This window comes from Variimorphobacter sp. HTMS_6, assembly GCF_059717775.1.
Genome location: NZ_AP046094.1, coordinates 755774 through 780000, shown reverse-complemented (window position 1 = coordinate 780000; position 24227 = coordinate 755774). Strand labels below are relative to the sequence as shown.

At 37.2% G+C, this 24227-nt stretch carries 21 protein-coding genes; 5 read left to right on the top strand and 16 right to left on the bottom strand.

Translation table 11 applies throughout. The features are described from left to right. Window positions 1-108: 108 nt before the first annotated feature. The 5 genes from AC6IWN_RS03480 to AC6IWN_RS03460 form a co-directional block, all read right to left on the bottom strand. Complete coding sequence (locus AC6IWN_RS03480; RefSeq protein ID WP_497990984.1) at window positions 109-3267, bottom strand: AAA family ATPase; 3159 nt, start codon at window positions 3265-3267, stop codon at window positions 109-111. Window position 3268: 1 nt separating this feature from the next. Beyond that, window positions 3269-4432 (bottom strand): exonuclease SbcCD subunit D, encoded by a 1164-nt coding sequence (locus AC6IWN_RS03475; RefSeq protein ID WP_497990983.1) that lies wholly within the window; start codon window positions 4430-4432, stop codon window positions 3269-3271. A gap of 359 nt (window positions 4433-4791) precedes the next feature. Further along, window positions 4792-6360 carry a recombinase family protein gene (locus AC6IWN_RS03470; RefSeq protein ID WP_497990982.1) on the bottom strand — a complete coding sequence of 523 codons (1569 nt, stop codon included), beginning with the start codon at window positions 6358-6360 and terminating at the stop codon, window positions 4792-4794. Window positions 6361-6420: 60 nt separating this feature from the next. Then, window positions 6421-6606, bottom strand: a complete 186-nt coding sequence (locus tag AC6IWN_RS03465; protein ID WP_497990981.1) for a hypothetical protein — start codon at window positions 6604-6606, stop codon at window positions 6421-6423. A gap of 74 nt (window positions 6607-6680) precedes the next feature. After that, window positions 6681-6914 (bottom strand): hypothetical protein, encoded by a 234-nt coding sequence (locus AC6IWN_RS03460; RefSeq protein WP_497990980.1) that lies wholly within the window; start codon window positions 6912-6914, stop codon window positions 6681-6683. Window positions 6915-7106: 192 nt separating this feature from the next. Here AC6IWN_RS03460 and AC6IWN_RS03455 point away from each other — a divergent pair, with 192 nt between their 5' ends. After that, window positions 7107-9554, top strand: coding sequence for an EAL domain-containing protein (locus AC6IWN_RS03455; RefSeq protein WP_497990979.1), 2448 nt, complete (start codon window positions 7107-7109; stop codon window positions 9552-9554). A gap of 54 nt (window positions 9555-9608) precedes the next feature. Beyond that, on the top strand, window positions 9609-10922 hold the full coding sequence (locus AC6IWN_RS03450; protein WP_497990978.1) for an ABC transporter substrate-binding protein: 1314 nt from the start codon (window positions 9609-9611) through the stop codon (window positions 10920-10922). 95 nt (window positions 10923-11017) lie between these two features. Here the strand turns inward: AC6IWN_RS03450 and AC6IWN_RS03445 are convergent, their stop codons facing one another. Next, window positions 11018-11491, bottom strand: coding sequence for a hypothetical protein (locus AC6IWN_RS03445; RefSeq protein WP_497990977.1), 474 nt, complete (start codon window positions 11489-11491; stop codon window positions 11018-11020). 792 nt (window positions 11492-12283) lie between these two features. Here AC6IWN_RS03445 and upp point away from each other — a divergent pair. Next, window positions 12284-12913, top strand: coding sequence for a uracil phosphoribosyltransferase (gene upp / locus AC6IWN_RS03440; protein WP_497990976.1), 630 nt, complete (start codon window positions 12284-12286; stop codon window positions 12911-12913). Between the two features lie 257 nt (window positions 12914-13170). Here the strand turns inward: upp and AC6IWN_RS03435 are convergent, their stop codons facing one another. Continuing rightward, window positions 13171-14229 (bottom strand): aldose epimerase family protein, encoded by a 1059-nt coding sequence (locus AC6IWN_RS03435; RefSeq protein WP_497990975.1) that lies wholly within the window; start codon window positions 14227-14229, stop codon window positions 13171-13173. Between the two features lie 220 nt (window positions 14230-14449). On the opposite strand from AC6IWN_RS03435, the gene AC6IWN_RS03430 reads away from it, so the two are divergent. Together AC6IWN_RS03430 and AC6IWN_RS03425 are read left to right on the top strand one after the other, a co-directional pair. Further along, on the top strand, window positions 14450-14851 hold the full coding sequence (locus AC6IWN_RS03430; protein WP_497990974.1) for a DUF4430 domain-containing protein: 402 nt from the start codon (window positions 14450-14452) through the stop codon (window positions 14849-14851). Window positions 14852-14862: 11 nt separating this feature from the next. Continuing rightward, window positions 14863-15381: a hypothetical protein gene (locus AC6IWN_RS03425; RefSeq protein ID WP_497990973.1), complete on the top strand. Its 519-nt coding sequence runs from the start codon at window positions 14863-14865 to the stop codon at window positions 15379-15381. Window positions 15382-15652: 271 nt separating this feature from the next. Here the strand turns inward: AC6IWN_RS03425 and AC6IWN_RS03420 are convergent, their stop codons facing one another. From AC6IWN_RS03420 to AC6IWN_RS03380, 9 genes are all read right to left on the bottom strand, one after another. After that, window positions 15653-15853: a cold-shock protein gene (locus AC6IWN_RS03420; protein ID WP_497990972.1), complete on the bottom strand. Its 201-nt coding sequence runs from the start codon at window positions 15851-15853 to the stop codon at window positions 15653-15655. Window positions 15854-16006: 153 nt separating this feature from the next. Further along, a complete protein-coding gene (locus AC6IWN_RS03415; RefSeq protein WP_497990971.1) occupies window positions 16007-16453 on the bottom strand; it encodes an ACT domain-containing protein in 447 nt (148 codons plus the stop codon). Window positions 16454-16475: 22 nt separating this feature from the next. Next, a complete protein-coding gene (locus tag AC6IWN_RS03410; protein ID WP_497990970.1) occupies window positions 16476-17774 on the bottom strand; it encodes a phenylacetate--CoA ligase family protein in 1299 nt (432 codons plus the stop codon). Next, entirely contained in the window at window positions 17771-18196 is a 426-nt protein-coding gene (locus AC6IWN_RS03405) for an ACT domain-containing protein (RefSeq protein ID WP_497990969.1), read from the bottom strand. The genes AC6IWN_RS03410 and AC6IWN_RS03405 overlap by 4 nt, the downstream gene beginning before the upstream one ends. Before the next feature lie 78 nt (window positions 18197-18274). Next, window positions 18275-18862 carry an indolepyruvate oxidoreductase subunit beta gene (locus AC6IWN_RS03400; RefSeq protein ID WP_497990968.1) on the bottom strand — a complete coding sequence of 196 codons (588 nt, stop codon included), beginning with the start codon at window positions 18860-18862 and terminating at the stop codon, window positions 18275-18277. 11 nt (window positions 18863-18873) lie between these two features. Further along, entirely contained in the window at window positions 18874-20616 is a 1743-nt protein-coding gene (gene iorA, locus AC6IWN_RS03395) for an indolepyruvate ferredoxin oxidoreductase subunit alpha (protein ID WP_497990967.1), read from the bottom strand. A 39-nt stretch (window positions 20617-20655) separates the two neighbouring features. Then, a complete protein-coding gene (locus AC6IWN_RS03390) occupies window positions 20656-21963 on the bottom strand; it encodes a phenylacetate--CoA ligase family protein (RefSeq protein ID WP_497990966.1) in 1308 nt (435 codons plus the stop codon). Between the two features lie 122 nt (window positions 21964-22085). Further along, window positions 22086-23636: a sodium:solute symporter family transporter gene (locus tag AC6IWN_RS03385; RefSeq protein WP_497990965.1), complete on the bottom strand. Its 1551-nt coding sequence runs from the start codon at window positions 23634-23636 to the stop codon at window positions 22086-22088. Between the two features lie 319 nt (window positions 23637-23955). Continuing rightward, window positions 23956-24222, bottom strand: a complete 267-nt coding sequence (locus AC6IWN_RS03380; protein WP_497992162.1) for a DUF1294 domain-containing protein — start codon at window positions 24220-24222, stop codon at window positions 23956-23958. Between the last annotated feature and the right edge of the window lie 5 nt (window positions 24223-24227).

Genomic DNA, 24227 nt, shown 5'->3' with positions numbered 1-24227 from the left:
CGTATTACGTGTATTGCGTTGAAGTCGGAATATAGATATATAATCAAGTGGTTTTTTATTAGACTCTGTAATTATACTAGTATAAATCACATTACTGCCTATAATATGTCAATCGCCTTTCTCCCATTTTACCCTGCTGCCCTTTTCACTTTTTGTTACCATTAATTTGGTGCCAATTTGTGCTTTCAATTCAGATACATGTGAGATAATTCCAACCAGTCGTTTCCCCCCAGTAAGCTCGCTAAGTATTCTAATTGCCTGCATTCTGGTGTCATCACTTAATGAACCAAATCCTTCATCTATAAACATCGTATCAATATGTATCATACCTGCGGAATTTTGAATAATATCTGCCATTCCAAGCGCCATTGCTAACGCCGCAATAAAGGACTCTCCACCGGATAATGTCTTAACATCTCTTGTCTGGTCATTAATCATACTATACACATCCAGATCCAGACCTACCTCTCCCTGACCAGCAAGATCCTTCACATCCCTACATTGTAATATAAACTGATTATTGGACATTACATAAAGACGTTTATTCGCTTCTCTTATAACATAATTAAAATACTTTCTCTGGATATAGGTTTGAAAGTTCATATGACACTGGCTAAGTCTACCGTTCGCAGTTGATTCTAACCTACTTATATTACCATAATTTTCGAGTAAACTTTTTCTTCTTTCCTGCAGTCTAATCACTTGACTTAATATAGATTCATCCCTGGTGCGAATGCCATACACAGATTTACTTTCCTCTTCCAGTCCGGTTTTTATCAATTGCAGGGAACTACGACTAAGCAGCATCTCCTCCGTATTCACTCTGGACTTACCTACTGTCTGCTCCGTGTAACTTTTAAGATTCGCTTCATTCTTAAGTACTTTCTCACGATAAACATCATAAGAGGCGGTTAATGTTTCAATCTCCTGGTGCCCCAGCTTCGCTGATTGGTAAGTTGTCTCCTTCGTAAAGCCCTGATTTTCCAACTCGTTTACAAATGCTTCTCTTGCTTTTTCCTGTTCCGCCGTTATTCTTATCAAGGTCTCTTTTTCTGTTTTTAGCTTCCCCTGCTGTTCGGTGGTTTCATTAAATAATTTCTGATACTTTTTATGAATATTCTGCAGGTTTTCATCCATCCGAGAGATCTGGTTATCAGTAGCTGCAATCTCAGCCAAAGCCTCCTGTTTATTACTATATATAAGGGATTCCTTAAGTGCTGCCAAGGTCGTTTCTACCTCTGCATACGCAATTTCAAGTTCCTTTTCTGTAATTTCATCCCTGTCCTTTTGCTGTAAATAACCTTCCAGTACATTTTGTAATCCCTTGCCATCCTTTTCGTTTTGATCGTACCTTTCCTTTGCTGATAACGCTTTCCCTTTAAGGGATGACTCATCTTTTAATTTCTCTGCACATGCCTTCATTGTGCTAAGTAAATCTTCATATGAATAGGTATCGACATCAAAGGATTCATCATATACTCGCTTACCCTCGTATTCACAAAGCTGCTTTTCCCCTTCATATTTTTGTTTTGCACGTTGATATTCGTCGTATCTAACCTTCACAATGCGGTTTGCTTCATCCATTGCTTTCTTCGAGCGTTCCAATTCATCTTGGCTCACCACACCATGTGTGATATCAGCGATCACCGGATGTTCGGTAGAACCGCATACCGGACAGGGCGTTCCTTCCATCAAAGTAGATGCCAATATACCGGCTTGCCCTTCAATAAAACTACGGTAAAGCATCTCATACGCATGATTTTTTTCTTCATATACCTTCATCGCAGTGTTATATAACTCTTCTGCTTTTTTATTGGATATCCTTAATTCCTGAACTAATTGAATGGATTTATAAATTCCCTCCAATGATTTTTGCTGCTGTGTTAACTTTTCAACTGATTGTGTTATCTGTATTAATTGTTCAGAGTATCGTTTCAACTCCTCTTGTTCCTGCGCAAGATTTATCTGCTTCTGTTTTGTCTGATCGATTTGATGAATCAACTGCTTAAGTTGGCTTTTCGCAACGGTTAGCTTCCCTGATAAATTCTCTTTTAATGCGTTCTTTGACTCGTATTGTTCGTATTTAGGCAGTACATCCTTAATCGTAATAACCTTTGCGGATAATTCCGGCTGTTTCTTTCGAAATTCAAGTTCCATTTCCTCTAATTGATTCTTATACCGTTGCAGTATCTCTTGGTTATTATTAAGCCAGCTAACGCTCTCTGCTAATCTGTTTTCACAGGCCTGATATTCCTTTTTCTTTGCAAGATAGATTTCTTCCTTAGCTTCTATCTTGGACGCTTTTTTCGCAAACTCAATACGTGCCTTAACAAGTTCCATCTCTTCCTTTATAAAATCTAGTTCCTGTTTTGATTTATTCAATTTATCCACGATATCAAATAGCTTATTCGTATCCTCCGCCTGCTGTAGGGAGGAATTAATATAGTCAAGTTCCTTCTGCTTCGTCTTGATTGTGAGGTTAAGTTCCTCTTCCTTCTGTTTTGCTTCCTCTATGATCAGCTTTACGATATCTAATAGCTTGTCCGATTCCGTTTCACGAAAGCGAGGTACGCCCTCCCATTCGGACTCATACGAGCTCCCCGGAATTGTTTGAACATTATCCATTTCCCGAATAATATCTTTTTTATTATCTTCAAGTTGTATGTACACCGATTTTGCACGGGTCTTCAACTCTTCTTCAATACGCCAGTAGATTTTAGTATTAAATATCTTAGAGAAGATTTCTTTTCTCTCCTTAGACGGAGCATGTAACAGCTTCAGGAAATCCCCCTGCGCAATCATAGCAATCTGCGTAAACTGATTTCGGTCAAGTCCGATGATATCCACAATCTTCTGGTTTGTCTCTTTGATTTTTCCACGGAACGGCATTCCATCCGGCATAATCAACTCTACACTTGGTTGATCCACCGTCATAGTGTATTCTCCGTCCTTATTCTTCCTTTTACTGATACGGTTCTGTCGTGGGTATCTGGTAATCGTGTAAATTTCTCCATTGTAAATGAATTTCAGCTCCACAAAGGTTCTGGTGTCCTCATCCGCATACTGACTTCTCATCATCTCGCCATCACGTTTTCCACCACTTGTCTCATCGTACAGAGCATATGTAATTGCATCAAATATTGTTGTCTTGCCTGCTCCGGTATCACCGGTAATCAAAAAGATACCATGATCCACATCTGTAAAATCTACCACTTCCACTCCGGCATAGGAACCGAACGCAGACATTTTTATGTAAATGGGCTTCATGCTAGTCCACCCCCTTTACCGTATTTATTACATCCGCCATAATCTTTTCCTCTTCCTCATTCATCGGAACATTTTGCATCTCCCTGTAGAACTCCCGAAATGCCTCATATGGGTCAAGTACACTTGCTTCACCAGTTTTATCCTCAAGTTGTGCCCTCGTTCTGCTGTTTTCCACCTTAATCTCAAGGATATGATCATAATGCTCCTCCAACTGATCCTTTGGTTTAAAGATATCTTCCTCATCCGTTAAAGTAATGCTAATATAATCATGGCAATTTTGCTCTTTTGCCTGTGATATAATCTCTCTGACACTTCCCTTTACTTTTCTAACGTCCTGTGCAGCTAATAAAGGTATCTGTTCAATTATTACCTCTTCCTTTTTATCGTTAAGCGTAACCATCGTAATGGATTTTTTATGCTTCTCCTCACTGGTTGAATACTTTAATGGAGTGCCGCTATAGCGAATATGTTTTTCTCCGATTTGCTGTGCACCGTGCAAATGTCCAAGTGCAACATAATCAAATTCCTTCACCGAAGCTATATCCACACTATCAATTCCACCCACCGATATGTATACTTGTTCCGATTCACAGGTTTCAGGAGCTACTTCACCAGATTTATAGAATTGGTGAGAGATTAAAACATTTCTCTCTTCATAGTTAATATTCTCACGATCAATCAATGCCTGGATTGCTGTGTCGTAACTTGTAACCACTCCATCCTCAAACAGGTGCCTGACATAACCCGGCTTTACAAAGGGGAGCAGATAGAAGTTTACTGTTCCATATTCATCCTGCATAGTTACTTTTTTCAGATATTCCCCCTCCTTTTGCGGAGGCATCGTTGAGATAAATATATTGTGTTTTTCCAAAAATGAACTGGCATAATTTAAGCGCTCTGCCGAATCATGATTCCCAGCTATAATCAGAATCGGTATGCTTGGGTTGATTTCAGACAGATCATTTAAAAAACCATCAAAGATTCCATACGCTTCTGCGGAGGGCACTGATCTGTCATAAATATCACCGGCTATCAGTATTACTGAAGGCTGATACTCCTTTGCTTTTTGAACAATTTGACCAAGTATTTCTACCTGGTTATCTTTTAAGTTATAATAATGCAATTGCTTTCCGATATGTAAATCAGATATGTGAAACAGTTTCATTATAGCCTCCCCCATCATCGGTTTCTTTTGTTCGTCCACTTTCATCAGTCCTGCTTATTTTGTACAATCGACTGTGAATATACCTGTATTAATAGTATCATAATTCCCATTGTAAGCAAATAGGATATATTCTACCAAGTATGTTCAAAAAATCTATAAATCTATAACTTGTTCTGTTAATCTTATGATTTCTCTATTCTCATATCATGTATTTTTACTAATTAATTTGATTCCGATATAATTATTCCCATAATATTTAGATGCTTCTGTATTCACTGTTCATAATTCACTCCATAATAAATCATCGTTATTAACAAAAATCATTTGCTTTATAAATCATCAACGCTTATTTGAATCAATCACATCACTTCAAAATTATAGATAATCCTCATGGAACGATCCTCATATATGTAGATCGTATCAATCATTTCGTTTATCACAATTCGATCTAACTTATCCACTCTTTGATGTTCTAAAAGCTGTTTTATCCATATGGGGTAATCATATTCCAGCGTCTTTTCTTCATATTCAGTCCAAAATCTTTTCTGCTCCTCAAAATGTTTCATTTTCTTTTCACAGGAATTCTTGTACTGGGCATATTCCTCTCGATTAATAAGATCATCAAGATAGTCCTCATAAGATTTCTTCTTTTTCGAGGTAAGCTTCTTGATTTCTTCCTCTAACATCTCAATCTCCTTATCCGGTGACTTTTGGTCAATGGGCTTTGACTGATTAACCATAATTTTAAGAATTTCTTCATTACCTTCAAGTAACCTTTCAATAATATGGTTCAGATCGTCCAAAATTATAGCTTCCAATACGCTTTGATCGATCCGGTGAGAGGAACAGCTTTCTTTTCCATAATTCTTATAGCTTCCGCAAACATAGTGGATCTGTCCGTTGGTAGCGTTTTTTGCTAAGGCTCTTCCGCAATCACCACACCTTAAAAAACCGGCAAAGACTCCTATATTCTGATTAAAATCTATATTTCTTACATACCTCTTACTTTCAATCTGAACCTTCACCCACAACTCCTGATCAATAATTGGGGGATGCTTTTCTTTCACGATAATCCATTGCTCTTTGGGCAAATACTTCGCCTTTCCTTTCATGCGACGCCTTGTTTTTCCCTGAACCATATCACCGAGATACATTTGGTTATTCAAGATATGGTGGATGGTTGAATATGTCCAATAATTTGTACTGATCATCTTCTTACTATTATGATAGTTCATACCGTTTTCTATCTTATATTCACTGGGGCACAAAACACCCTCATCGTTAAGCTGCTTGGCAATTCTTAATTTTCCCATACCTCCAGAATAAAGCCTAAATATTCGTCGCACCACTTCCGATGCATATTCATCAATCACCAGTTGATGCTTGTCAGCAACACTTCTATTATAACCATAACACGGAAATGCACCGATAAACTCCCCTTCCCTCTGCTTTGCTTTAAACGCAGATTGTACCTTATTAGAGATATCGAGTGCATATTGTTGGTTAAACACATTTTTAATCGGCATAATCAAATCATACTCGGAATATAAGCTATCGATATTATCATTTATAGCGATAAATCGGATATTATAATCAACAAAATACCTCTCAATATAATGTCCAGACTCGATATAGTCTCTACCAAATCTGGATAAATCCTTCACCAATACACAGTTAATCAATGTCTTCCTTATGTCGCTTAGCATACGTTGAAAGCCTGGACGATTGAAATTAGTACCGGTATATCCATCATCGACATAGAGATCACACACCGACAAATCCTCATGCTCTTCAACATACCTGCTTAGCATACTTTTCTGATTCGTGACCGAATTACTTTCTTCCTTATCCCCATCCTCTCTGGATAAACGGATATATAGTGCAACCTGATATTTACTTTGCAAATCACGATTATTAATAACAATCACCGAACCTTTCGAAAGAACCCATTAAGCATTTCTCGTAATTAGATTTTTTACATAATATATCTATACCTTATCCTGATGGTTTTGCAACCTGCTTTGATCGTTCCCTTGTTTGCTTTGCTCTTCTTCATTCAGGTGATTCATTATAATTTTCTTTATCATTTCCTCCGATGTGATATTTGATTTGTACTCTCTGTATACTTGATAATTCTTGATAATTTTCTCATTCTCTATCAGACGCTTACTCATAGCTTCACCAAGTCAAATATATTCATATAAAATGTATGATTCGACGAATGAATTCATGATTCCAGATCATAATATTATGAGCCTAACTTACCATTCCCCCAGGCTACATCAAAGCTTAATGCTACTTTTTTCTCATTGGTATCTACACAAAATATTGGCAGATCCTTTTTACCACCTGTATTCGTGACGGTTATGGCTCCTGGTAATACACGCAACCCGACTTCCACTATAATAATAATGCTTAAAATTACAATACCTACTTTAATGAATAAATTTATATATTTTTGATTATTTTCATTCTGATCCATGGCTTCACCACATTAAGATGTCTCTTACTATAATATATTGGCAGAGCTAGTTCATTATTCAGCAATAATAAGCACTAAAGCCCTATCTTGTGTGTGCCTCTATTGACATAATCCGCTAAAAAATGATAAAATTAATGTAATGCTATGACAATAAGCATCACATCAAATTCTATGGACGGAAGTAGGGAGAATATGCTAAAAAAAATAAAGTCAAGCATTAATAATGTACATATCAAAAGAAAAATTATAATGATTTATCTATTCGGTATTCTTTTACCTATTGTAATTTTTTTGGTCTTTTTTGTAGGTCTGATGAAAACTCAACTGAATAATCGAGAGAACGATTTAGTGGACAGCGAGTTAACTCGGCTGCAATTGACAATAAATTCTATGTTGTCAACGACTAACAACCTGGCTGCGACCTATTTTTCTGACAAAGAATTAAGCTGGGCTCTCGAAACCTATAGTGATAACTCAAAAGATTCCCTTATGACAATAAGAAATATAGATTCACAAGTTCTATCTAATCAGATGGTTCAGCCATTTATACAAAGTATCAATATTTATCATGATAATAAAAACCTATTTGAAACAACCTATTCACACTATCTTTCTACAGACATTAAGCGCTCTGATTGGTACCGCAAATTTAAATCGAGCAACAGATCCATCTATGTAAATGTTGACGGTCAAGGAGATACTGCTAGCATTATATTTATTCGGAAGTTAAATATGTTACGCAATGAAAGCGAAAACATAGTCAAAATGGTAATAAGCCCCTCCTCCATCCGGAATCATTTTGATTCTAAGCTCCTTTCCAAGGATAATTGCAGTATTTATCTTGTGAATTCCCAAAATCAAGTAGTTGCTACGAATTTGGATAAACCCCCGAACGTCATCAACGTAGCAAAATTCAAGGGTCACATCTATAGCAAGGGCTTTGATAACGACACCCTGACAAAAGATTGGAAGCTTGTTATTGTAACTGAGCACAGTATTCTAACCTCAATTATCAACCAACAAATTGTATTCTTAACGATCACATTTTTTGCAGTTTTAGTATCCTCCTTGTTATTGTTTTATGGACTTGCTCACACCATGATTCGAAGAATGGTACATATAGCAGGGGTAATGGATCAGTCGAGAAATGATGAATTAACAGAAATTACTGTTGACATGGGTTCCGATGAAATCGGAATTATGGCCAACCGATATAATGATATGATACAAAGAATCCAATCTTTGATGGACGAAAACCTTCGAGCTAATGATGAATTACAAAGTACAAACGAAGAGCTAATCGCCTCCATCGATGATATTGAAAATAAAGATCGTCAAATTGACGAATTAATTTTTCTAGATCGGTTAACAAATTTAGCAAACCGTTTTTCCATTACTCGATTTATCGACAATCAATTTTTAGAAATGAATGAAGATGTTAATTTTTCAATTGGCTTTCTTGATATTGATAACTTCAAGTTAATCAATGATACCTATGGCCATGATATCGGTGATGAAATCATCAAACATACCGGGGCAAGGCTGAAACAATTCGAAAGCGAATCCATACACATTGGACGCTTTGGCGGAGATGAGTTCATCATAACGGTGAAAGATTTCAAGGATTTAGAACAACTCAAAACAATTCATAACAATATTCGAATTGCTTTGAAGGAAGTTATTATCATCCATAATATCACATTTTTATTAACGATCAGTATGGGAATCAGCCTATACCGAGTTCATTCGAGAAAGCGCCATGAGCTGATAAAGTTAGCTGACATCGCACTATATAAAGCCAAAGAACAGGGACGCGATCAAATTGTCTTATTTGAGAATTCCATGAATAAGGCTTTATCAGAAAAGCTGACGCACCAATCGGCTATTCGAGAAGCAATACAGCAGAACTCATTTATCCTGTTTTACCAGCCTTATTATGACATTAAGACACTTGAATTCGTGGGGTGCGAAGCACTACTTCGCTGGAAGAAGGATTGTAATTTGAACATTTCCACTCAGCAAGTTGTTCAGATCATTGAAGAAATGGGATTAATGATAGATTTTGGCTTGTGGATTATTAAAGATGCTTGCAGATTTGCAAAAAAGATAAATGACAACAGAAGCAAACCACTTACTGTATCGATTAATATATCTGCCCTACAACTAATGCAGAGTGATTTTGCAGAGAAAGTTATAAAAATCATATCAGAAACACATGTAAATACGAATTACATCACACTAGAGATGACAGAGTCCATATTAATGAATTCGATCGAAAAAGGCTCTTCGATGATAAATAAGCTTCGTAAAGCAGGCATATCAATCTCATTGGACGACTTTGGAACCGGTTATTCCTCTTTAAAATATTTCAAGGAGCTTCCTATCACTACTTTAAAGATTGACAAGTCCTTTATTGATCATATTGAAACTAATTTTTATGATGAGCAATTGGTCGATACGATGATTCAACTTGCACATAACAAGAACATTCAGGTTATTGCAGAAGGTGTTGAAGCGACAAATCAACTGGAACGATTAAAAAATCTTGGCTGTGATTTAGTTCAAGGTTACCTGCTAAGCAGGCCGATCGATGAAAACGCATTACTCCAACTATCGCTTCAATCAGATCGTTTTGAATAATACATTTAAAGAAAAGATATATCGTTAAAACAAAAACCGAATATGGAGGTTTGTATGAAAATCTGCCGTAATTTTTTAATCATTGCAGGAGTGTTATCCTGCCTATTTTATCTGATAGGTTGCAAATATAACGATACAAAATCAAATGTTTCCAATCATAAATCTACCGGTGTAACCCTTACATTGGAGCACCATGAATCCGCATTACCAGAGAGTGGAATCGTGCAGGAACTTGCCCGGGATTTTGAAAAACAAACGGATATACACATAGAATTCAAAGCCGTTCCCGATGCACAATGGAGGGATTTATTAAAAGCACAATTAACGGATGGAAGTGCTTCTGATATCTTTCTTGTAGATGCGGATCCATTTTCCCTATATGATAGAATCCGACCCGATATCAATTGCATTGATTTAACCTCCGAAGAATTTGTATCTAGAATGAATTCCTCCGTCCTGCCCTCTATCTCCTACAATAACAAAGTATACGGGATTACTTTTATGGGCAAAAAGATGTGGGTATATGCATACAATAAGAAGATATTTAAAAAACTTAATCTTAAAGTACCCACTAATTATCAAGAGCTGAAGAATGTATGTCAAAAAATCAAGAACGAAGGCATCACGCCTATGTGGCAGGTTCCAGCAACCGGCTGGCATCAGGTGCTTCCTCTATTTGAATTAGGACCACATTACGCAAGTAAAGATTCCAAATTGTATAATAAGCTTAATAACAATAAAATTGATATAAAAAATGTACCGGGGTTATTAACAGTATTACAAGAAATCAACGAATTTGCTGATTTAGGTTATTATGGAGATAATTATCACAGTAACTCAGTCAAAAATGAGATTTATGACTTTGCCGGTGGAAAGGTTGCGATGGTACTCGAAGAGATATCCTGGCCAAACCAGGTCATCTCTGAGTATCCAAACATGAGCCAAGATATCGGAATATTCATTATGCCATGGGATGATAACCAAGTCCTTGGTATTAACCCAGCCTCCAATGCTTACTTCGGAAATAAGAATAGCCCACACCAAAAGGAAATTCTTCAGTTTTTCCGTTTTTTAGCCAAACACGAAAACCTCGAAAAGCGTATCAATGGAGATCCGAACTGTTATGAGCTATGCTGGCCTGAGATACCTTCCCGCTATCCGAAGGAGTACGCAGATTACTTATCTCACTTCCAATCCGGTATCGTTATGCAGGCTGGAGTATCCTACGTGGATGCACAGTGGATGGAAATCGGCGAGGATATTGAGAAGATGTATGCAGATTTAATGTCTCCAAAGGAAGTATTAAACGAGATATCAGATCGGAGGAACAAGCTAGCTAAGATGATGAATGATCCAAACTGGCCTTAGTTACTAATAAATAATACTTATCATATTCCCTATTTATAAAAAAATTGCTCATATCTTTATTAAGGATATGAGCATTTTACTGTAATCGGAATAATTTATTGACTTTGTTCTTTTTTTTCATTCAATATAATTCGGTCTAAAACTGCCTTATAGATCAAAACGATCTGGGCATCAATGTAACAAAATTTATTTACTACAAATTCATATATTTTATAAACAAAACATACATTCATTGCTATCAGAGAGATCATCATTAGCTGTGGCGATAACTCTTTTGTCACCAAAAATACTGTAGCTGTCAGATATACTATGAACGCAAAGAAAAAGTTTTTGCTAATTCGAAATGCTAACAACATCGTATCATTGAGTCGGCTATGCATTTTAGTAATTGATTTAAAATCTCTGTACTTCAACTTTTCATACATGTCATTATATAAAGCTTGACTATCAACGGTTTTCGCTTCAATATTCTTTTTAATGAAGGAAAAATAACGGTGATAGTTCACCTCACCCATTTCTTTGCTGATTAATTTTTTAAACACGTTTGACACAATATCACCTACTCTCAATCACTTATCCTGGTATCTTTCCTTTTGACTTTATAACATATTACACCATAATTGTCCAGTATTTCTATTTTCTCTACATCACCATCCTTATAATTTACTTCGATTGATTATAACATTTATAGAATATTATATTCAGCATTTTATAATTAGGTAAAAAAAATAATATTTATAATACTATTATTCTCAGTGGACATAAAATAAAACTCTGCAAATGCTGTAACCATTTCCTTAATAAACTATCATTAATAACGATTAAAAACGTATACTATTTTCAATTTTTGAAACATTTTTAACAATAAGCTTTATTAACAGAATGTTCATAATATATCCATACTATAAACATATATGTCTTTTATAATAAAATCATAAGTTAAGACATTGTATAACTAATTAATTAATTTAATATTGCTTACAAGATAATTTTTTTCATAAAATAAGCCCGGCAGCTACCCTCCCCCCCTCTACCGGGCTTCTCCTCTGTCTAAAATTAAGTAATTACAAATGAACGATTATTGCTTATTTTGAATTTTGGTAAAAATTTACACATTTAATGTGTTTACATATAAAAGAAATAAATGTGGTATAACATGAGATAGGCGGAATGCCTATCTATTTTTTTATCGATAACTGATATTCAAACTTAATCTGACATATTTAGAATAAGATTTACAATAATCCGTAAAATTAGTATCAAATAACATTAAATTAATGAAATTAAACCTTTTCTATACAATTATAATTTGTTATAATGGTCGTTAGGTAATGAGACAAAAATAAACAGGAGGTAGAAATATGTCAAATGTTATCGTCATGAACCACCCACTTATACATCACAAAATCGGCATTATGAGACGTAAAACTACGTCAACGAAGGAATTCAGAGACCTGGTTACAGAAGTTGCAATGTTAATCTGTTATGAAGCAACCAGAAATCTTCCACTAGCAGATATTGAGATTGAAACCCCTATCACAACTACTATCGCAAAGGAAATCGAAGGCAAGAAGCTTTGTATCGTACCAATTTTAAGAGCTGGTCTTCATATGGCTGATGGTATTCTAAATCTAATTCCTAACGCAAAAGTCGGACATGTTGGTTTATATAGAAATGAAGAAACCTTAGAACCGGTAGAATATTTTTGCAAGCTTCCATCTGATGCTTCCGATAGAGAAATCTTCGTTGTTGACCCTATGTTAGCAACCGGTGGTTCCGCTGTAGCTGCTATTCAGTTATTAAAGAACCGTGGAATATCCAAAATTCATTTCCTATGCTTAATCGCTGCTCCGGAAGGTGTAGAACGACTTACCAAAGCACATCCTGATGTTGATATCTTCATTGGTAATTTGGATGAAAAACTGAACGATAAAGGATATATTATTCCCGGATTAGGCGATGCCGGTGATAGAATCTACGGTACCAAATAATTTACATTATTGTATAAACAGTAAATCTCCCGCTTCATTCGCATACGTTTTATAACAAAGTGTCAGTCTGCTGACACTTGTGCGCCTGAGCGGGCGTAAATACAAAAGCTCTATACCATGGACAACGATGCAAGTTGCATACATTCGTTTCATGGTATAGAGCTTTTTTATGTCTATTATATTCCCAGTCTTATATATTCATAATATGAATACAATGATAGGGATCTACTTCACATTATTATATCATAAATCATGTACTAGAAGAAAAATTTATAAACTGTCACCGCGTCGTATTCTTTTCCTGCTTTTAATACAGAGGATTGGAATGAGCTGATATTACATGAATTCGGGAAGTACTGAGTCTCGAAGCATGCACCTGTCTGCTTGCTATAAACAGCTCCGGCCTTATTATGTTTATTGTCTTCTGCTAAGAAGTTGCCTGTGTAGAACTGTAAGCCCGGAAGATTAGTGTATACTTCCATTCTTCTGCCGCTGTTCTCATCAACCATCTCAGCTACCTTCTCAACATCGTTACCGCTGATATCAAGTGCAAAATTATGATCATAGCCACCTGCTAATTTTAACGGTTCATAATCTGCATTGAAATCCTGTCCAATTGTTTTTAAGGTTCTAAAGTCCATAGGAGTACCGGTTACATCAGCAAGTTCACCTGTTGGAATTAATTGTGCGTCGGTTGGTGTAAACTGATTTGCTTTAATCCATACTTTTTGGTCAAATACAGTACCTGCATTATGTCCAGCAAGATTAAAGTAGGAATGATTTGTAAGATTTACTACAGTATCCTTATCTGATACTGCAAGATATTCAATCACTAATTCATTCGCTTCAGTAAGGCTGTATGTTACTGTTACATCTAAGTTTCCAGGGAAACCTTGTTCCATATGAGGGCTAAGTCTTGAGAATTCAATGCTAACTGTATCCTCATCTTCGAAAATCTCAGTCTCATACATACAGTGCTGATAACGAGTGAAACCTCCGTGAAGATTATTCTCTCCATCATTCTTATCTAATTCATAAACTTTGCCGTTAAGTTCGAACTTTGCACCACCGATACGATTACCATTTCTACCGATGAAAGCACCAAATCCAGGTGCATTCTCTTCATAACCTGCTAAGTCTGCATATCCTAAGTTTACATCCACCAAACTACCTTTTCCATCCGGAAGAATAATATCTACTATATTTGCACCAAAGTCAGTAAAGGATACTGTCATGCCATTACTATTGGTAATTGTATATAAATTTGCCTCTTCTCCCTTTTTCGTCGTTCCAAAAGTCTTCTGTGAAACCTTCATTTGATTTACTCCTTACATATAATTATTATCGCTATTTTATTAATTATAGCATAATGCTATAAAATAGCAATTACTTTCTTGAATTGACACTCGAATATTCTAGTGCTATACTAGTTTAGCATTTTATACTCATTATAAATAAAGTGGCAGCTTGCCTGCAGGCTAGTCCTTTTTCCGATTATGGATAAGGATTTTTTTATAACCGAAAAGGAGAACAGATATGACACAATCAAAAAAATTAAGGCCGATTATAGCATCCGCAATCCTTATAATCGTGGTAGTTGTGATGTTTTATGCTTACCAAATTTTAAAACCTCAAACAACACAGGGATCAAAAAAAATAGTTGTAGAAGTGGTTATACCGGATAAAAAGAGCAAAGAATTTACACTTCACACAGATGAAAAATATTTACGTCAGCCATTAGAAGATAAAAAGCTAGTAAAAGGCAAGGAAAGTGATTATGGATTGTTTATTCAAGAGGTGAACGGTCGCAAAGCAAATGATTCCAAGCAAGAATGGTGGTGTGTTACTAAAAAAGGGGCAACTGTGAATACCGGCGTTGATACCACACCGATTAATGACGGAGATCATTTTGAAATAACACTAAAAACAGGATACTAATTGATAGGAGGATGAAGAGAGAAGTGATTAACAACATGAAAACCAAAAGCATCGTATTAATCGGAATGATGGCCTCTCTTCTTTTTGTCGTTCAGGTAGCACTGAGTTTCATCCCCAATGTAGAATTGGTATCATTATTAATTATTCTATTTACAAAATTATTTCGGAAAAAGACTATTTTCATTATCTATGTCTTTGTATTGCTAGAAGGGCTTATGTATGGCTTCGGAATCTGGTGGTTTGGCTACTTATATGTATGGATTATTCTATATTTTATCATCACCAAATTTAATCATGCATCATTATATACCTATGCGATAGTTAGTTCTGCTTTCGGTTTAGGCTTCGGTGCTTTATTTTCAATTCCCTACTTTATTATCGGAAGATTTTCCTTTGGGATATCCTTCTGGATCAGTGGAATTCCTTTTGATATTACACATGGCATATCAAATTTTATTCTAATTTTGATATTATATAAACCTTTATTCTTTGTTCTGAATAAGTTAAATAAGCAATATGAACTCATATAGAGTATGATAATTTTAGGGGCTGATGCAAAACAATAATAAATTTGCAACAGCCTCTTCTCCATATTTACACAGAATCTCATGACATTATCAACAAGCTTCAAAGGCTGTAAATAATTGTATGATACTTACTCAAAAAAAGGTTATCCTTGAGGTTTAAAACCTTAAGGATAACCTTTAATCAATCGTTTCCAACAATATAACACTATTTCTTTATAAACTTATTTCTTAAATTTATAGTTTAGAAAAAGGTACACTGTAAACCCAACATTGATTATAATTTTGTTACGTTAGTTGCCTGAGGACCCTTAGCACCCTGAACTACTTCAAAAGCAACTTCCTGGCCTTCTTCTAAAGACTTGAAGCCGTCCATGTTAAGACCACTGTAATGTACGAATACATCGTTACCCTGCTCGTCAGAAATGAATCCGAATCCCTTTTGGTTGTTGAACCATTTAACTGTACCTTTGTTCATGAAAAATTCCTCCAAAATAATAAAATATATAATTATTACCAATATATTTGGCAACAAATTTATGATAACACTCTTTCTAATTCATGTCAAATATTATTTGTCGACACAGATAGTAACAAAAATACTTTTTACGTAAATTACATAGTTTCATTACTATTCACACGATATATTATTCAGCTTATATGCCTCCTGCGCAGTATTGATTTCATATTTATTTTCACTCAGTACGTTAAGCGCTGACTGTAAATTAGAGAGCTTCATAATGATGGATGTGTTTACGCCTGCCGTAGCCAAAGTGTACATATATTCAACACTGATTCCTTCTTCAAATAATAGCTTCAGTATCTCGTGCAATGTACCCGGTTTCTGAGCAATCTTCACGGCGATAACATCGGTAAGCATCGCAGAAAATCCTTCTTCCTTCAGTACTCTTTTGCCCTCATCCGGATCAGACACTATCATTCGCAGCATTCCATATTCGGACGTATCTGCGAGACTAAAGGATGCGATATTGATATTATGCTCCATTAAAGCTTCTGTTACTCGTTCCAATCTTCCTTTTTGATTTTCGATAAAAACAGACAATTGCTTAATAACCATAGTATCCCTCCATTTCGATTATTTATACTAAAATTCTCTTATCGATTACTCTTTTCGCTTTTCCTTCAGATCTTTGAATTGTTTTTGGTTCTACTAATTTCACTTTTACCGAGAGCCCAAGTGCAGATTGCAGAACATGGGAGATTTTCTGAGTCAGCTTTTCCAGCTGTTTAATCTCATCGGAGAAGAATCGCTCTTCCACTTCAACTTGTACCTCTAGTATGTCTAGGTTATTGATTCGATCAACAATCAACATATAATGTGGACTTGTTTCACCAATTTCTAATAATGCAGCTTCTACCTGAGAAGGGAAAACATTTACACCACGGATAATCAACATATCATCGGAGCGTCCTTTAAATCGGTCAATACGAGCTAATGTTCTTCCACATTCACATTTATCATAAGTGATGCTGGTCAAATCTTTTGTTCTGTATCGGAACAACGGGATTGCCTCTTTTGTAATCGTTGTAAATACCAGTTCTCCTACTTCACCTTCCTTACAAGGTTGTAAGGTATCAGGATTAATAATCTCAGGGACAAAGTGATCCTCATATACATGAAGTCCCTTGTGATATTCACAGTCAGCAGCAACACCAGGTCCTAGAATTTCACTCAATCCATAGATATCAAACGCTCTAAGATTTAATTTTGCTTCGATCTCTTTTCTCATATTCTCTGTCCACGGCTCAGCACCGCAGATTGCAGCCTTAAGCTGAATTTCTCCAAGCTTGCCTGCCTCCTCTAAGGCTTCCGCTATATGTAACAGATAGGATGGTGTACAGGCAATTGCGCTTGCTCCAAAATCCTGCATCATCGTGATTAACTTCTGTGTATTGCCTGTTGACATTGGAATTACTGTGGCTCCTAAATTCTCCGCACCATAGTGAAGTCCCAATCCTCCGGTGAATAGGCCATATCCATAGGCAACTTGTATCTTATCATGTGCTCCAATGCCTGCCATTGCAAGTACCCTTGCAACGCATTCCTGCCATATCTCAATATCCTTTCTGGTATATCCTACTACGGTGGCTTTGCCGGTTGTTCCTGAGGAGGCATGAATTCTGACAACCTCAGACTGTGGAACCGCAAATAACCCGAAGGGATAATTATCTCTTAGATCATTCTTTGTAGTAAACGGTAGTTTATTTAAGTCATCAATTCCAGTGATATCTCCAGGTTCCAATCCCATCTGCTGCATCTTCTTACGATAGAACTCTACATTATGATAAACATGGTTTACCATTTTTTTTAATCTTGCACTCTGTAGATTATGAATTTCATCACGACTCATACATTCTTTGGTTTCGTTCCAAATCATGCCGTTATATCCTCCTCTTCTGCTATTATAAAGCCATTTTTCTTCAATACTTCTGCTGTTTTCATCAGGTCATCCGTACTTATTATCATAAGTGGAGTTTTTCCACTACGCATTACGATTGAATAAATATAATTGATACCAAGATTTGCATCAGCTATTACATGAAGCATACGGTCTAGCACTCCCGGTCTGTCCTCCAATTCCACAGCCACTGCATTGGACATCCTTACAACAAAACCTCTCGCATTTAAAAGCTCCTTCGCCTTTTCCGGTTTATCTACTACAATTCTTAAGATTGCGAATTCAGGCGTATCAAAGGAGGCGATTGCCCTAAGATTTATGTGATTTTCTTTTAAAACAGTGGTGACACTTGCCAGACTACCGATTTCATTCTGCACAAATACGGAAAGCTGTTTCATCATATTTTTCCTCCATTCTGCTATTGCCCACGGATTAGGGTGTCAGCACAAACTTTCTATGCGGATAATGAAACTTCCGCATTAATCAAGATGCCTATCCCCAAGGTGGTATCCCACCTCAAATGCTCTTTTGTTCATATCTATCGTCTTAGGCGGCACAGTATTTTCAATCACAGTCATCCAATCTTCTTTTGAAAAATTCATATGCTGCGCTGCTACACCAAGGACAATCACATTAAATATTTTACTATTGCCCAGTTTCTTTGCTTCCTCCATCGCGTCAACCTTATATACTCGGTATCCTTTTTCTAACTCTTCCAGAATATCCTCCGGGTATCTTGCAGCACCGATTACGACCGGCATCGGATCAATTCGTTGGTCATTTACAACAATCGCCCCGTCTTTTTTTAGAAAATGGGCATATCTTAATGCCTCCAGTCTCTCGAACGCAATTAATACATCCGCCTGACCTTCTTCCACAATCGGTTCATATACGCAATCTCCATATCTTACATAGGTAACAACACTACCGCCTCGCTGTGCCATCCCGTGTACCTCAGATAGCTTCACATCATAACCTGCCTGAATGGTTAATGCTCCTAATATTCTACTGGTAAGCAGCGTGCCCTGTCCGCCTACACCTACTATCATAATATTTTTCGTCTTCATGGCAATCCTCCTTATCTTAGCTGTACCGGCTTGATTGCGCCGAATTTACAGGATGTTTCACAAAGTCCGCAACCATTACACATAGTATCATTAATTACTATCGTTCCGTTTTCTTTCTTTGTGATGGCAGGACAACCTGGCTTCATGCACATGGAACATTTTTTACAGGCCTCGGTTTCAATACGGTAAATCTTTGTTTTTGCTGATTTATCCAGTAATACACATGGTGATTTTGTAATTATTACTGCAATCTCATCCATTGCTGTTGTTTCTTTTATAACCTTCTCTAATTCTTCTGTGTCAAATGCATTTACAACGTACACATGATTCACTCCAACTGACTTACAAAGTAATGCAATATCCACTGCATAAGTTGGATTGCCCTTTAATGTTTTACCGGTGGCCGCATGATCCTGGTGACCTGTCATTCCGGTCGTTGAATTATCGAGAATCATAACTGTTCCTGTCCCTTGGTTATAAACCATATTAATTAAGGAATTGATGCCGGTATGCATAAAGGTAGAATCTCCGATGACAGCTACCCAATTCTTTATATACTCCTTACCCTTTGCCTTCTCAATGCCATGAAGGGAAGAGATACTTGCGCCCATGCAAACGGTTGTATCAACAACACTGAGTGGTGCAACCGCACCCAAAGTGTAGCAACCGATATCTCCTGCAGCGTGAATTTTAAGTTTGTTTAATACGGAGAATACACTTCTATGAGGGCATCCCGGACATAATATAGGTGGTCTGTTCGGTACTTCTGCCGCGGATAAAGTAATTATCTTTTCCCCACCAATTGCCCTTTTCAATAGATTTGCAGAATATTCACCTTGAACGGTTAGCAATTCCTTACCGATTGCTGAAATACCCCAAGACTGCACCTGTTCCTCAATAATCGGATCTAATTCTTCCACTATGTATAGAGTTTCGACATTGGAAGCAAACTCTTCGATAAGCTTCCTCGGAAGAGGATTTAATAATCCTAGCTTAAGAACCGATGCTTCCGGAAATGCTTCTTTCACATATTGATACGGGATACCTGAGGTTATAAACCCTACCTTTTTATCATTATATTCAACCTTATTAATCGGAAATTCACAGCCATCAATTGCAAGCGCAGCTTCCCTGCTTTCCACAACCAGATGACGCCCTTTCGCATTTCCCGGCATCATAACATTTTTTGCTATGTTTCTTACATAAGGCTTATCGTCCTGTTCCACCCTGTCATTAAGCTCCACCATCCCTTGTGAATGAGATAATCTGGTGGTTGATCTTACGATAACCGGAGTGTCATATTTTTCACTTAACTCAAATGCAAATTTTACGAATTCTTTAGCCTCCTGGCTATCTGAGGGCTCAAGCACAGGAACTTTTGCTGCCCTGGCCACCGCTCTGGTATCCTGTTCATTCTGTGAGCTGTAAAGTCCCGGGTCGTCCGCTACAATCGCTACCAATCCTCCGGTAACCCCGATATAGGATACGGTAAATAACGGATCTGCCGCCACGTTTAAACCGACATGTTTCATAGAGGCCAAGGCTCTTACTCCACTGATTGAAGCACCAATTGCTACTTCCATTGCTACCTTTTCATTTGGAGACCACTCTGCGTATATCTCATCATATTGCTCGATATATTCGCTGATTTCAGTACTGGGTGTTCCCGGATATGCTGCTGATACCTTACAACCTGCCTCGTATGCTCCTCGAGCAAAGGCTTCATTTCCAAGCATAATTACTTTTTCTGCCACTTTGTAACTCCTTTCTTACGATAAGCCTGTCTTTTGTATTTATAAATCTTTCCGTAAATCCGTTACTCTCTTTGCCTTCCCTTCAAACCTCTGAAGACTTCTTGGTGCTACCAATTTTATCATTGCATCCAATCCCAGAACCACTCGAAGATTGGATTTAATTCTACGCTCTAATTCCCCTAGTTTTGCATAGGAGTCTAACAGTGATTCGTCCGCTAGTTCCACCTTAATCTCCATGCAGTCCAGATGATTTTTTCGATCCACCATAATTTCATAATGCGCACCAATTTCAGAAATCTTTAATAACACTTCTTCAATCTGGCTTGGGAATACATTCACACCCCTTATGATTAACATATCATCAGAACGACCGGAGAGATTCTCCATTCTTACAGTTGTTCTACCACATTTGCACGGCTCGTACATTAATCTGGTGATGTCCTTTGTTCTGTAACGAATAATTGGCAATGCTTCCTTCGTGATGCAGGTGATAACCAGCTCACCCTTTGAACCGGGTGGAAGCACCTCGCCGGTATTCGGGTCAATTATTTCAGGAATAAAATGATCTTCGTTTATATGCATTCCGCATAATTCCAGACATTCTCCCGATACGCCAGGACCGATTAATTCACTCATACCATAGTTCTGGGTCACCTTCATCTCATGCCCCCATAGCTTATACATCTCCTGACGCATCGGCTCTGTCATTCCTTCTCCACCGAATAATCCGATTCTTACCTTTAAATCCTTAGCCGGATCAAGTCCCATCTGGTGAACCACTTCACCGATATGTAACGCATAGGAGGGTGTTGCAACCAATAATGTAGTCTCAAAATCCTGCATATACATAATTTGCTTTTGTGTATTTCCGGAAGAGGTAGGTGCAACCGCTGCACCGAGATTCTCCAAGCCATAATGCAACCCCAAAGCACCGGTAAACATTCCGTAACCGAAGCAAATCTGCGCAACATCTTCTTCCGTGGCTCCTCCAAGTGCTGCTATTCTGGAGACACACTCTGTCCAGACCTCCAAATCCTTTCTTGTATAACCGACAACTGTTGGTTTACCAGTCGTTCCCGACGATGCATGAATGCGAACCAACTCTTTTTTCGGTACTGTAAACATCCCAAATGGGTAATTATCTCTTAGATCCTTTTTATTCGTAAAAGGTAATCGTTTTAAATCCTCAAGACTTTTGATATCCTCAGGTACAATCCCTGCTTCTATCATCTTCTCTCGATAAGCTGGTACCTTTTCATAAACGCGATACACTGTACTTTGTAGTCTCTTAAGCTGTAGCTCCTCCATTTCTTTTCTTGATAAGGTTTCTTCTTTTGCCCAAATCATATTGACCTCCCTCTACGTGCAAAAGCATGTATAATAATCGCGTAAATAGAAGCTAACTTATTGGCTGATTTCTCATAAGCCAATAAGAAGCTTCTAGATCATCTCTGCATCTTAACAGTTATCTATTCTTCAATTGATTCCCTTGTATGTACAACAACGGTTTCATCATAACACGCGAAAATCTCATCTATTTTATTCTTTTCCATCTTCGGTGTAATCAGACTGACTACAGGAACGATAATCAAACCTACCACCATAGCGATCGCACCCGCATTAATCGGTGATTTGATATAGCCAATGAAAAGATTTGATACCGTTATTCCAACACCCGTTGCAAAGCTTGCCCAAACCGCTAACTTCGTTGTACGTTTCCAATACAATCCATATAAGAACGGAGCCAGGAACGACCCAGCTAACGCACCCCAGGATATACCCATCAGCTGTGCGATAAACTTCAACGCACTCTTTGGCGTGTATAGAGCTATTGCAACTGACAATACAATAAAAAATACGATTAGTATTCTCATAACTAATATCTGTTTCTTTTCACTCATCTTCTTAACGATATTGCCTTTTATAAAATCAAGCGTGAGCGTTGAACTAGAGGTCATTACAAGTGCTGCTAATGTAGACATCGAAGCCGATAAAACCAACACTACCACAATACCAATTAGTACATTGGATAAGGAAGAAAGCATATGAGGTACAATTGCATCGAATGCGATCCCTACCGTACCATCCGGGTTTTTAACTTGTATTGCAGAACCATTATATAATCTACCAAAAGAACCCAGGAAGTAACACCCACCTGATATAACGATTGCAAATGTGGTCGATATTATCGTTCCGGTTTTAATCGATTTTTCATTTTTAATCGTATAGAATTTATGTACCATCTGAGGTAGTCCCCAGGTTCCTAAAGAAGTAAGTATAACAACTCCAAGAAGATTGAGAGGATCCGGTCCAAAGAAGGAAGAGAACGCACCAGGCTGTCCCATAGTAGGATTCGTATCACTAGGAATCTTCGCCAGGTTACCTACTGCCTCAATGAAACCTCCGTTATTATGTAATACCGCTGCAATCACGGCGATAATACCAAACAGCATAATAATGCCTTGAATAAAATCATTGATCGCCGTCGCCATATAACCACCAAGAATTACATACAAACAGGTTAATATAGCCATTGCATATACGCATACTGAAAACGGAATATCAAATGCCATTCCGAAAAGTTTGGATAATCCTTTATAAACCGAAGCAGTATATGGTATGAGAAATATAAAAGCGATAGCGGATGCAACTACCCTAATTGCCTTGCTGTTAAAGCGGCTGCCGAAGAAATCCGGCATGGTAGTAGATTTTAAATGATGTGTCATGACTCTGGTTCTGCGCCCCAATACTACCCAGGCTAACAAACTACCGATTAATGCATTGCCAATACCAATCCATGTAGCTGAAATTCCATATTTCCACCCAAACTGTCCTGCATATCCCACGAATACAACTGCTGAAAAATAGGTTGTTCCATAAGCAAATGCGGTAATCCACGGTCCAACGGAACGTCCACCCAGCACAAAATCACCAACATTGGAAGTATGCCTTCTGGCATAAATACCAACCAATATCATCGCCGCAAAAAAGCAAATCAAGAAAATTAATTTAATCACCATCGATTTTGTTTCTCCTCAATTCTATATTTCCGATACTTTATCACTTTAAAGCATCGGCACTTTAAAGCAATATTACCAATTTAAAGACATTTTGTCAATATATGCTTGTGCTTTAATTGTACTTTTATCTTATATTCGATTTTTAAATTATATATTTTGCACAAACAAACGCGTTCCACTTTTGTCGCATCCTGTCGTTTAATAGTTCATATGCTCGTTTTATAGATTTATTTATTATTTTCCGTTACATTAAAAAAAGAGCCACCAAACCGATTAGCCCACGCTGGAGTTTTCGGTTTCAGTAACTCTTTTAATTAAATTATTTAAGTATTTGTAATACGAGTGTAAGATATACAATAGCAGTTAGTGGCAATATGACGGTGAATTTTTTATGCCTTGTCTTGTGTCTGAACGTATGCATGCCTAGAAAGCATCCGATACCACCGCCTACCAAAGCGACACCAATCAGTGTACTCTCAGGGATTCGCCAAGCCTTTTTTCTTGCCCTATTCTTATCCACTCCCATGAGTGAATAACCGATTATACTAAGAACTGTGATATAACCTACTACAGCATATTTAATCATATCCA